Genomic DNA, 11,940 nt, shown 5'->3' on the forward strand with positions numbered 1-11,940 from the left:
CCGGTGTTCCTCGGAGACGGTAGCCGGCGCATGACAGATATCTCGCTTTCCGATCACGCAGTTGCCGGGAAGACCGCGCCCCCCAGCGAGGCGCGTGCAATGCGACTGCCGACGCAATGGCTCGGCGTTGCGCCATTCTTCATCTTCGCCATCATGTTCCTGATCCTACCCACGCTCTATCTGATGCTGGGTGCATTCCAGAACGATGCCGGCGAATTCACGTTCGAAAACATAGCAGCACTGGCGCAGCCATCGATTGTCGCCGCCTACTGGATCTCGCTCAAGGTCAGCCTTTCCTCGTCGCTGATCGGCGCCTTCGCAGGTCTCGGCATCGCCATCGCTATCGTGCGCGGCGGCCTGCCGGAGTGGATACGTTCGGCGACGCTGACATTCTCCGGCGTGGCTTCCAATTTCGCCGGCGTACCGCTGGCCTTCGCCTTCATCGCCACGCTCGGACGCCTCGGTCTCGCCACGGTGCTGCTCAACACCGTGTTCGGCCTCAACATTTATGCGCACGGCTTCAACATCCTATCGTTCTGGGGCCTGACGCTGACCTATGTCTATTTCCAGATTCCCCTAATGGTGGTCATCATCACGCCGGCGATCGACGGCTTGAAGAAGGAGTGGGGCGAGGCTGCGGCGACGCTTGGCGCCACCCAGACGCAATACTGGCGCATGGTGGTCATCCCGGTGATCTGGCCGAGTTTCCTCGGCACGGTCATCCTGCTCTTCGCCAATGCCTTCGGCGCCATCGCCACCGCCTATGCGCTGACCGGCTCTTCACTCAACATCGTGCCGATCCTGCTCTATGCGCAGATACGCGGTGACGTGCTGCACAATGCCCATCTCGGCTATGCGATCGCCTTCGGCATGATCGTCATCACCGGGCTGGCCAATGTCTTCTACATTTGGTTCCGGACGCGCTCGGAGAGGTGGCTGAAATGAAGTCCGGAAAATTCTGGGCTTGGGTCGTCTTCGGGCTGGGCGCGGCCTATTTCTTCATTCCGCTGATCGCGACGGTGGAATTTTCCTTGCGCATGCGGCGCGGCGCTTATTCCTTCGACGCCTATCAGATCGTGCTTGGCGACCCTCGTTTTCAGGCGACCTTTGGCTACTCAGTGCTTGCCGCCATCTTCACCATCATTCTGGGCGTGTTGATCGTGGTGCCCGCCGCCTACTGGATTCGACTGCGCCTGCCGCAACTGCGGCCGATCGTAGAGTTCATCACGCTGCTGCCGCTGGTCATTCCCGCCATCGTCATCGTCTTCGGCTATATCAGGATGTACGGTTCGAATTCGCCGCTGCCGTTCCTGGCGACCGACATGGGCACAAATGCCTTGCTGGTCATCGGCTATGCAATGCTGGCGCTGCCCTACATGTATCGCGCGGTCGATACCGGACTGCGCACCATCGACGTCAGGACGCTGACCGAAGCGGCGCAGATCCTTGGCGCCGGTTGGGGCACGATCATTGGTCGTGTGATCCTGCCCAATGTGCTGATCGCCGTGCTGTCGGGCGCCTTCCTTACCTTCGCCATCGTCATTGGCGAATTCACCATGGCCAGCTTGCTCAACCGGCCCGCCTTCGGCCCCTATCTGCAAAACGTTGGCGCCAACCGCGCCTATGAGCCGGCGGCGCTTGCCATCATCGCCTTCGCCATCACCTGGGGCTGTATGTCGCTGATCCAGATCCTGTCCCGTTTCGCGCCGAGATCGGCGAACCGCCCGAACTGATCGACAAAGTACTGATCGAAAGAAAAAGCCATGGCCGAACCATTCCTCTCCATCCAGCATGTGCGAAAATCCTTCGGCGCCACCACCGTGGTCGAAGATTTCAATCTTGATGTCGAGCCGGGCGAGTTCGTTTCCTTCCTTGGGCCATCGGGTTGCGGCAAGACCACCGTGCTGCGCATGGTCGCCGGTTTCGAAGAGCCGTCGGCGGGCAAGATCGTCGTCGCAGGCAAGGACATCACGAGGCTAAAGCCCAACCAGCGCAATGTCGGCATGGTGTTCCAAGCCTATGCGCTGTTCCCCAACCTGACGGTGGCGCAAAACATCGGCTTTGGCCTGAAGGTCGCCGGCATGCCCAAGGCGGACATCGACAGACGCGTGGCCGAGATGCTCGACATCATCAAGCTGCCGCAGATGGCCGACCGCTATCCCTACCAGCTCTCCGGCGGCCAGCAACAGCGCATCGCGCTGGCCCGCGCCATCGCGCCGAAGCCGAAGCTGCTTTTGCTCGACGAGCCGCTGTCGGCGCTCGACGCCAAGGTGCGCGTCTCGCTGCGCGAGGAAATCCGCTCGATCCAGAAGAAGCTCGGCATCACCACCATCTTCGTCACACATGACCAGGAAGAGGCGCTGTCGATCTCGGACCGCATCGCGGTGATGTATGGCGGCAAGGCCGAGCAGGTCGGCACCCCGTTCGAGATCTACAACCGGCCGGCGACCAAGTTCGTCGCCAATTTCGTCGGCACGCTGAACGTGCTCGAAGGCACTGTCACCGATGCCGCGTCCGGCAAGGTGCGCGTCAACACGCAGGAAGTCTCGCTAATGGGCAAGCTCAACGGCTCGAAGTCCGGTGACACGCTGTCGCTGGCGCTGCGACCGGAGGCGATTTCGCTCGGACGCCAACCCGGGCGCGATTCAAGCCTGTCGGGCGAAATCTCCGAAGTGCACTTCCTCGGCTCAGTCATTCGCGTTCGCGTCGGCATCGGCGGCAACACGGTGTCGCTCGACACCTTCAACAGCCCGGCAACGCCACCGCCCGCGGTCGGCGAGAAGGCCGACATATCGTTCTCATCAAGCGATATGCTGGTGCTGCACTAGCAAGCAGCATTTTGGCGCGACCGAGGCGGTCGATTCGAGCTGGCGCGATGAACGGCCGTATCATTGCCGGACCCGAGTGCTGGATAATCAACAGCATCTTGCCATCCAGCCACTGCCCATGATGCCGCTTCGCCGCTACGATGGGCCATGGCGCTATTCGAACTTACCCTCATCCTGCTTCTGGCTGCCGTCGCGCTGACGGCGCTGTCGCGGCGGCTGGAAATTCCCTATCCGTCCCTGCTGGCTCTGGCCGGCGTCGCGATTGCCTTCGTACCCGGTGCGCCGACGATCGAGATCGATCCGGAGCTGGCGCTTGCCCTGTTCATCGCGCCGGTGCTTCTCGACGCCGCCTATGACACGTCGCTGCGCGACCTCAAGCGCTACCGGCTGTCGCTCGCGTTGCTCGCGCTGGGCGCCGTGGTCTTCACCACCGTGGTGGTTGCCTTGGTCGGCTGGAAGATGGCCGGCCTGCCGATCGCGGCGGCAATCGCGCTTGGCGCCATCGTCGCGCCACCGGATGCGGTGGCCGCATCCGCCGTGCTCAGCCAGTTCAAGGTGCCGCACCGCATCACCGCCATCCTGCAGGGCGAGAGCCTGCTCAACGATGCCACGGCGCTGCTGATCTACCGGCTGGCGGTTTCGGCCGCGCTTGGCACGATCATGCTCAGCAACGCCGTTCCGGTGATCCTGCTGGCAACGATCGGCAGTGTGATCGCGGGCTATCTGTTTGGCCGCGTCTCGCTGCTGGCGCTCGGCCGCATCGAGGATGCGGCGAGCAGCACGGTGGTGCAGTTTGCCGGAACCTTCGCCGTGTGGATCATCGCCGACAGGCTCGGCCTTTCCGCCATCATCACCATCGTCGTCTATGCCATGACCATTGCGCGCAGGGCGCCGCGCCAGTCGTCGGCGAGACGCCGCGTCAGCACCTATTCGGTCTGGGAGTCGGCGGTGTTCGTGCTCAACGTGCTGGCTTTCGTGCTGATGGGCCTGCAGGCACGCACGATCGTTGGCAGGCTGGCCGGCGACGGGCAAGGCGAAGCATTCCTTTTCGCCGCAACGGTGCTGGTCGTCGTTATCGTCGCGCGCCTTGTCTGGGTGGCGAGTTACGTCGCGATCATCCGGTGGCTTGCCCGCTTCGGCAGCCAAGAGGCAAGGCGGGAATTGCCGACGTTCGGCGGCGCCGTCATTGTCGGCTGGTGCGGCATGCGTGGGTTGGTGACGCTGGTGGTGGCCATTGCGCTGCCGGCCGATTTTCCCGGCCGCGACCCGATCGTGCTTGCCGCCTTCGCGGTGGTGCTGGGCACGCTGGTGCTGCAAGGCATGACGCTGAAGCCGCTGCTGCGCTGGATCAACTTCGACCCCGATAGAACCGTCGACAATGAGGTGGCGCAGGCGCGCGTCGCCATCATGCAGGCAGCACTGGACGTGCTGAGCCGCAAGACATCTGCGGCCGCCGCCGTCGTGCGCGAACAGTATGAAGCGCAGCGCCTGATTGCGGAAAACCCGGAGGACGCTCAGGCCGCGACCGAATACGACCGGCTCCGCCTCTATGCCATCAACCGCCAGCGCGACACGCTCGAGGAGTTGCGCAGCAACGGCACGATCGGCGACGAAGCCTACCACCGGCTGGAGGAAGAGATCGACTGGGCCGAACTGGCGGCATCGCCGGCGGGCCGGTTCCAGCCGCTGACCACATCATAGACGCTGGCCCAGTTCCGCCGTCGTGCCGGTACATTGCAACCCGTCTGCCGAACCGCTACTGCCAAAGCGAAATTGAGCCGGATAAGCAATGAAGCTGGTCAGCTACAACATCCAGTACGGGTTCGGCGGCGATGGCCGTTACGATCTTTCGCGCTGCACCAAGCTGGTCGACGGCGCCGATATCATCGCGCTGCAGGAGGTCGAGCGGCATTGGCAGCGCACCAATGAGGACGACCAGCCGGAGGTCCTGTCCAAGCTGCTGCCTAGCTATTACTGGGTCTATGGCCCGGCCTTCGACATGGACGCCAGTGAGCAGCGCGACGGCCGGGTCGTCAACCGCCGCCGCCAGTTCGGCACCATGCTGCTGTCGAAGCTGCCGATCGCCTGGTCGCGGCTGCACGCGCTGCCCATGCGCCGCACGCTGCGGCCGCTCAACACGCGCAACGCCGCGCTCGAATGCATGATCCGCACGCCGGCCGGACCGGTAAGGGTCCTGTCGCTGCATCTCGCCCATATCGCGGCGGAGGAGCGTCTGGAGCAGATCGACTATCTCTTGGCCGAGCATCGCCGCGCGCCGTCCGAGGGCGGCCCGTGGAGCGGCGCGGACGATGAGCCTTCGCGCAACTGGACCAGTGGCGAGGCCGAGCCGGAAAACCCGACAGCTGCGATCTGGATGGGCGATTTCAACATGGAGCCGGGCAGCGCCGAATACAGCCGCATCGTCGGCAGCACGCCCTATCATCGCGGGGCAGCTTATCTCGACGGCTTTGTTGATGCCGCTGCCGTCGCTAGCGAGCCGGCTGCCGATTTCCACACCCATGTGAAAACGATCGACGGGAAAGTGGCAAAACGCCGGCTCGACCATTGCTTCGTCGGCGGTATGTTCGCGGACCGTGTGCGCTCGGTCAGTGCCGATATAGGCGAGATCGCTTCAGACCATTTTCCGGTCCGGATCGATATCGATCTCGAAACGCCTTTGAGCTCGGGAGATCGGTGAGCCCTCAATGACGCTTTTCGTCTTTTTCGCGGTGCTTGCCGCCGCCGCCATGCACGCGATCTGGAACGCGCTGGTCAAGGTGCATCTCGACCGCTTCCTGTCGATCACGCTGATGACGCTGGGCATGGGGTTTGCCGCACTGTTCGTGCTGCCCTTCGTCGAGTTTCCGAAGGCCGAAGTGTGGCCTTTCATCATCGCCTCGGTGCTCTTTCACATGGGCTACCGGACCTTCCTGATCGGCGCCTACAAGGCCGGCGATTTCGCCCAGACCTATCCGCTGGCGCGCGGCACGGCGCCGCTTTTGACCGCCCTCGGCGGCGTTGTCGTGGTGCAGGAGATGCCGGCGCCGTTCGCCATCCTCGGCATCCTGCTGCTGTCGGCCGGCACGCTGGTGATGTCGTTTCGCGGCGGCGCGCATCTGGAGCGGATCAATGTGCGGGCGGTCGGCTTTGCGCTCGGCACTTCGATCTTCATATCCAGCTATACGCTCTCCGACGGCAGCGGCGCGCGGCTGGCCGCAACGGCAACGAGCTATGCCGCATGGCTGTTCATCTGCGATGCCACGTGGGCGCTGGTGCTGTGCCTCATCTTTCGCGGGCCCAAGGCGCTGCCCGTGCTGGCGCGTGACTGGAAGGCAGGCCTGTTCACCGGCGTGCTCAGCGGCGCGGCCTACTGGATCGTCATGTGGGCGATGACCAAGGCGCCGATCGCCTCGGTGGCGTCGTTGCGCGAGACGTCGATCCTGTTTGCCATGATGATCTCGGTTTTCGCGCTCGGCGAGAAGATGACAGGCTGGCGCGGCGCCGCCGCGCTCAGCATCGTCGCCGGTGTCGTGGCCCTCAGGCTGGGCTGAGATTCTGATACTTCAGCCGAGCACCGTCATCACCTGTCCGCGCCGTTCCGGACTGAAGCGGATGACGAGGATGATGCAGACGGCGACCACGCCGGCAAACAGCGCCAGCGCGTAGCCATAGCTGCCTCCAGACGCCTCGGCGATGCCGGCCTGGTAGGGACCGCCATAGGACGCCGCGAGATTGCCGGCCTGGTAGATGAAGCCGGGCAAGGTTGCCCGCACGGCGCCGGGCGACAGCTCGTTAAGATGCACCGGGATGACGCCCCAGGCGCCCTGCACCGCGACCTGCATGACGAAGGCGCCGATGGCCAGCATGAACGGTGTCGAGCTGAAGGCCCAGAGCGGAATCGAGGGCAAGGCAATCACGCAGGCGAGCGTTATCGCGTTGACGCGGCCGATCTTCTCCGACAGTGCGCCGAACGCCAACCCGCCGACGATGGCGCCGATATTGGCGACGATGGTGATCCAGCTCACCGTGTGCGGGTCGAAGCCATGCTGCTTCTTGAGGAAGGTCGGGTAGAGGTCCTGCGTGCCGTGGCTGAAGAAATTGAAGAACATCATCAGCACGACCGCATAGACGGCGACGCCCCAGTGCTTCTGCAGCGTTTCAAGAAGGCCAGGTCTGACGGATTTCTGCGCCTCGACGAAGGCCGGCGATTCCGGCACATGCGAGCGGATGAAGAGCACGATCAGTGCCGGCAGGAAGGAGAGCAGGAACATGGCGCGCCAGCCGATCGTGTAACCACCGATCGTCTGCTGGTAGAGCACGCCGTAAACCACGGCCGCCAGAAGGTAGCCGGTGGGATAGCCGCATTGCAGGATGCCCGAGACCATGCCGCGGGCACTGGGCGGAATGGACTCCATGGCGAGCGAACTGCCCAGCCCCCATTCGCCGCCCATGGCGATGCCGAACAGAGCGCGCAGCGCGAGGAAAATGCCGAGTTTGGGCGAGAAGGCAGCCAGCGCGCCGATCACCGAATAGCTGACGATGTTGAGCATCAGAATGGGCTTGCGGCCATATTTGTCGGCCAGCCTGCCGAAGAAGAAGGCGCCGATGAAGCGTGTCGCCAGCGTCAGGAACAACGCTTTGGAGACTGCCGGAACGTCAGTGTTGAATTCGGTTGCGATATCGGTGAGCAGGAACGTCAGAAGGAAGAAATCGAAAGCGTCGAGCGTCCAGCCGAGGAAGGAGGCAAGGACGGTTTTCTTCTGCTGCGCGGTGAGAGCCACGACGTTCCTCCTAAACGCCCCCGGGGAACGATATGTTCCTTGGGGCGCAAAAGAGAACAGGCGTCAGCCGGCTTTCGAAAGAAGCGCGGTCACTTTTTCGTAATGTCGAGATCGAACACCATCAGCCCGTCGGTGCCGCCTTCGAGCGCTGCGACCAATCGGGCGCCGGCGCGCTGATGCGCTTCATGCACGAGATAGGCGTCGCGGGCGGCGGCATCGCGGAAGTCGATGGTGAAGGCATGGCTGAAGCCGCGCGCGAACGGCTCCGGGCTGACATTGGTGCTGAAATGGACCGTGTCCATGCCGTCGACAACGGAGCGCAGTGCTTCGAGATCGGCGTGGATTGCCGTGCGCTCGGTGGCGGGCACATCGCTGCGGAAGCGTACGAAGACGCAGTGTCTGATCATTGGTTCGTTCTCCTAAGTGGCTATGCGGCCCGATTGCCGGAGAACACCGCCGGCGGAAGCGGCTCGCGGCCGAGGATGATGTCGGCGCCTTTTTCGCCGACCATGATGGTCGGCGCATTGGTGTTGGAGGAAGGCACGCGCGGCATCACCGAGGCATCGCAGACGCGCAGGCCCTCGATGCCGCGCAGGCGCAGGTCCGGTGTGACCACCGCCATATCGTCATGGCCCATGCGGCAGGTACCCACGGGGTGATGGTCGGTCTTGGCGGTGCGGCAGGCATAGTCGATCAGCTCGTCATCGCTGGCGAGCGATGGTCCGGGCAGCACCTCGCGCAACACGTAAGGCGCAAGCGCCTTCTGCCGCATGATCTCGCGCGCAAGCCTGAGGCCGTTGATCGACATGGCGCGGTCATAAGGGTCCGACCAATAGTTGGGATCGATCAGCGGGTGGTCGGCCGGGTCGGCGCTGCTCAGCCGCACCGTGCCGCGCGAGCGCGGGCGCAGGAAGGCCGAGTTCAAGGTCACGCCGGGGTTCTTCAACCTCTCGACGCCGGCCTCGATGCCGGAGCCGAGTCCCAGATGGAACTGGATGTCGGGCGAGGCGGCGGTCGGATCGGCGTACCAGAAGCCGCCGGTCTCGAACAGGCTGGAGGCGACCGGCCCTTTCTTCAGCAGCAGATACTGCAAGCCGGCCCACGCGGTGCGGTGCAGCTTGGCGTAGTTGTCATAGGTGTGGTCGCCGGTGCATTCGGCGATGACGAACAAATCGAGATGGTCCTGCATGTTGGAGCCGACACCGGGCAGATCATGCACCGGCGTCACGCCGACCGATTTCAGGTGATCAGCCGGGCCGATGCCCGACTGCATCAACAGCTTCGGCGAACCGATGGCGCCGGACGAGACGATCACTTCGCGCTCGGCGCGCATGATGGTCTTCTCGCCGCCGGGTTTGTCGACGATCTCGACGCCGGTGGCGCGGCCTTTCTCGACGACGATGCGGGTGACCAGCACATCGGTTCGGACCGTCAGGTTCTTGCGGGCGCGGATGGGCTTCAAATAGGCGACCGAAGCGGATGAGCGCCGGGCGTCCTTCTGGGTCAGCTGGTAGTAGCCGACGCCTTCCTGGCTAGCGCCGTTGAAATCCGGGTTGAAGGGGATGCCCATCTCTTGGCCGGCGCGGAAATAGGCTTCGCAAATCGGCAGCGGCGAAATAGGGTTAGACACGCCGAGCGGCCCCTGGTCGCCGTGAAAATCGTTGGCGAAGCGCTGGTTGTTCTCGGCGCGCTTGAAATAAGGCAGCACGTCGCGATAGCCCCAGCCCGCGAGGCCCTCTTCCTTCTCCCATGCGTCGTAGTCGCGAGCGTTGCCGCGCGTGTATATCTGGGCATTGATGGACGAGCCGCCGCCGACCACCTTCGCCTGCGTATACCAGAAGACGCGGTCCTGCATGTGCCTCTGCGGCACGGTCGACCAGCCCCAGGAAGCGATGCCCTTGGTCATCTTGGCAAAGCCCGCCGGCATGTGGATGTAGGGGTGCCAGTCCTTGCCGCCGGCCTCGAGCAGCAGCACGGAATTCGCTGGATCCTCGCTCAGCCGGTTGGCCAGAACGCAGCCGGCCGGGCCGGCACCTACGATGATGTAGTCGGTCATAACCCTATCCACCTACAGTCGAGGCACGGAGAGCGCGCCGTCGACATTGATAATCGAGCCTGTGGAAAAGCCGAGCTTGCCGGCGGCAAGCGTCGCCACCACGGCGCCGATGTCCGATGCTTCGCCCCAGCGTTTTGCCGGCACCAGGCCGCTGTCGATAAGCGCGTCGTATTTGGCTGATACGCTCGCGGTCATGTCGGTGCGAATGATGCCCGGCCGCAGTTCGAACACGCCGATGTTTTCCGGCGCAAGCCGTAGCGCCAGGTTCTTCACCCACATCGAAAGGCCGGCTTTCGAGATGCAGTAGTCGGCGCGTTCCGGCGAGGCCATATCGGCGCTGACCGAGGTGATGGTGATGATCGAGCGCGGATGATTGCTGGGAGCCGCCAGCATCGCCTTGGCGACGGCCTGGCTAAGGAAGACTGTGCCGCGCAGATTGACGTCCAGCGCACGGTCGAAATTCTCGGGCTTCAGCTCCAGCAGATCGCCGCGCACCACGGCGCCGATGCCGGCATTGTTGACGAGGCAGTCGATGCGGCTGAAGGCACGTATGGCGGCGTCGACGAGGGCCGTGTGATCCTCGAGGTTGGCGATATCACAACGGACATAGGCGAACTCCGCACCCCGTGCGGTGATGTTGGCGGCCAGTTCGTCCGGCGCTTGTTCGGCAAGGTCGGCGATCAAAATGTCGAAACCGTCCCCGGCCAGCGCCTCGGCGCAGGCGAGCCCAATGCCGCGCGCACCGCCGGTGACGATTGCTGCGGGGCGGGTCATGCCGCGAGGTCCGTTCGGCGAATATGCTCGGCCACGCGCAGCGCCTGTGCCGCAATCGACAGCGCCGGATTCACGGCGGCCGAGTTCGGCAAAAAACTGGCGTCGACAACGAACAGGTTCGGGTGGTCGAAGGCGCGGCAGAAAGGGTCGAGCGGCGACGTCGCCGGATGGTCGCCCATTTTCACCGTGCCGCACTGGTGCGAGGGCGTGCGCTTGTCGAAGGGACGCGACAGCACGATGGGATAACCGCAGGCGCGGAAGTTCTCACGCATCACCCTGGTCAGCCCGTCCAGCGACTGCATGTTGGAGCGCCGCCATTGCATGACGATGTCCTTGCCGTCGACCATGATGCGGCTTCCCGGATCGGGTAGATCCTCGCACATCAGATACCAGTCGACGGCGTGACCGGCCATGTAATCGAGCGCGAATTTCGGCACGCGTTTGACGTTGGCCTTCAACATGTTGCCGTCGATCTTGCCGAGCAGCTGGACGTTGCCGAGCGGCTTGCCGCCTTTGCCGTCGGAGAGATAGTAGTCATTCAGCATCAGCGTCTTCTGGTAGACGCTGTCGTTCCTGCGGCGCGGATCGATCGCCAGCATGGCGCTCGAATTATGGTTCATGAAATTGCGGCCGACCTGGTCGGAGCTGTTGGCGAGGCCTTTGCCGTCTGATGACGGCGAGCGCAGCAGGATGACGGCGGAATTGACCGCGCCGGCGGACAGGATGACCAGCTTCGGCGCGACTTTCTTCAGCTCGCCATTCTGACGGTAGTGAACGGCAGCGATGCTTTTGCCGTCGGACGACGCTTCGAGATATTCGACATGGCAGCCGGTTTCGAGTCGGATATTGCTGTCCTTGAGTGCAGCCGTCAGCGGTCCGGTCTGCGCATCGACCTTGCCCTGGGCGGTATTGGGGAATGCGTCCCAGCCGGTCTTGCCCTCTTTCAGCCAGGTGTCGATGTCGACGCCGAGCGGCAGCGAGGCCGGATGCAGGCCGAGGGCTTTCAACTCAGCGCGGGCGCGGGCAATCGGCGCTTCGTCGGGCACCGGCTTGAAAGCATAGGGGATCGAGTGGAACGGTTCGGTCGGGTCCTCGCCGAGTGAGCCGCGGACGCGAAACAGCTGCTCGGCTTTCGAATACCAGGGCTCGAATTCATCGTAGGAAAACGGCCATGCCGGCGAGACGCCACCGAAGTGCTCCATGGCGGCGAAATCCTCTTTGCGGTAGCGGATCAGCACCGCGCCGTAGAATTTCGAATTGCCGCCGACATAGTAGTAATTGCCGGGGTTGAAGGCGCCGCCGCCGGCCTCGCGCCACATCTCCTTCGGACGGTAGTGGCCATCGACGAAGATCGAGCGCGTGTCGCGGGCATGCGGCGTTGCCGGCAAGGGCTCGCCGCGCTCCAGCATCAGGACCGAGGCGCCGCTGCCGGCCAGGCCGGAAGCGATCGTAGCGCCGCCGATGCCGGAGCCGATGATGACGATATCGGGGCTGACCATCT

Annotated in this window: 11 protein-coding genes; 6 read left to right on the forward strand and 5 right to left on the reverse strand. The window is 63.8% G+C overall.

Annotated elements, in window-relative coordinates; genetic code table 11:
- Window positions 1-30 precede the first annotated feature (30 nt).
- From NKI31_RS03880 to NKI31_RS03905, 6 genes are all read left to right on the forward strand, one after another.
- The gene (locus NKI31_RS03880) at window positions 31-945 is read left to right on the forward strand and encodes an ABC transporter permease (RefSeq protein WP_023671170.1); all 915 of its coding nucleotides are present in this window, start codon (window positions 31-33) and stop codon (window positions 943-945) included.
- Window positions 942-1,733: an ABC transporter permease gene (locus NKI31_RS03885; RefSeq protein ID WP_023671171.1), complete on the forward strand. Its 792-nt coding sequence runs from the start codon at window positions 942-944 to the stop codon at window positions 1,731-1,733. Before NKI31_RS03880 ends, NKI31_RS03885 begins: the two co-directional genes overlap by 4 nt.
- Before the next feature lie 30 nt (window positions 1,734-1,763).
- Complete coding sequence (locus NKI31_RS03890; protein ID WP_023701013.1) at window positions 1,764-2,828, forward strand: ABC transporter ATP-binding protein; 1,065 nt, start codon at window positions 1,764-1,766, stop codon at window positions 2,826-2,828.
- Window positions 2,829-2,975: 147 nt separating this feature from the next.
- Entirely contained in the window at window positions 2,976-4,529 is a 1,554-nt protein-coding gene (locus NKI31_RS03895; RefSeq protein WP_023704038.1) for a cation:proton antiporter, read from the forward strand.
- Between the two features lie 88 nt (window positions 4,530-4,617).
- Window positions 4,618-5,526 (forward strand): endonuclease/exonuclease/phosphatase family protein, encoded by a 909-nt coding sequence (locus NKI31_RS03900; protein ID WP_023671173.1) that lies wholly within the window; start codon window positions 4,618-4,620, stop codon window positions 5,524-5,526.
- A gap of 7 nt (window positions 5,527-5,533) precedes the next feature.
- Window positions 5,534-6,379, forward strand: a complete 846-nt coding sequence (locus NKI31_RS03905; RefSeq protein WP_027049805.1) for an EamA family transporter — start codon at window positions 5,534-5,536, stop codon at window positions 6,377-6,379.
- A gap of 12 nt (window positions 6,380-6,391) precedes the next feature.
- On the opposite strand, the gene NKI31_RS03910 is transcribed toward NKI31_RS03905, so the two are convergent.
- From NKI31_RS03910 to NKI31_RS03930, 5 genes are all read right to left on the reverse strand, one after another.
- A complete protein-coding gene (locus NKI31_RS03910) occupies window positions 6,392-7,609 on the reverse strand; it encodes an MFS transporter (RefSeq protein WP_352650522.1) in 1,218 nt (405 codons plus the stop codon).
- Between the two features lie 89 nt (window positions 7,610-7,698).
- Window positions 7,699-8,016 carry a Dabb family protein gene (locus NKI31_RS03915; protein ID WP_023683219.1) on the reverse strand — a complete coding sequence of 106 codons (318 nt, stop codon included), beginning with the start codon at window positions 8,014-8,016 and terminating at the stop codon, window positions 7,699-7,701.
- Window positions 8,017-8,036: 20 nt separating this feature from the next.
- On the reverse strand, window positions 8,037-9,665 hold the full coding sequence (locus NKI31_RS03920; protein ID WP_352650524.1) for a GMC family oxidoreductase: 1,629 nt from the start codon (window positions 9,663-9,665) through the stop codon (window positions 8,037-8,039).
- Window positions 9,666-9,677: 12 nt separating this feature from the next.
- On the reverse strand, window positions 9,678-10,439 hold the full coding sequence (locus tag NKI31_RS03925; RefSeq protein WP_023671178.1) for a 3-ketoacyl-ACP reductase: 762 nt from the start codon (window positions 10,437-10,439) through the stop codon (window positions 9,678-9,680).
- Window positions 10,436-11,938 carry an FAD-dependent oxidoreductase gene (locus tag NKI31_RS03930; protein WP_352650526.1) on the reverse strand — a complete coding sequence of 501 codons (1,503 nt, stop codon included), beginning with the start codon at window positions 11,936-11,938 and terminating at the stop codon, window positions 10,436-10,438. The genes NKI31_RS03925 and NKI31_RS03930 overlap by 4 nt, the downstream gene beginning before the upstream one ends.
- Window positions 11,939-11,940 lie beyond the last annotated feature (2 nt).

Source organism: Mesorhizobium sp. M0659, assembly GCF_040320605.1.
In the GTDB taxonomy this organism is placed as follows: domain Bacteria; phylum Pseudomonadota; class Alphaproteobacteria; order Rhizobiales; family Rhizobiaceae; genus Mesorhizobium.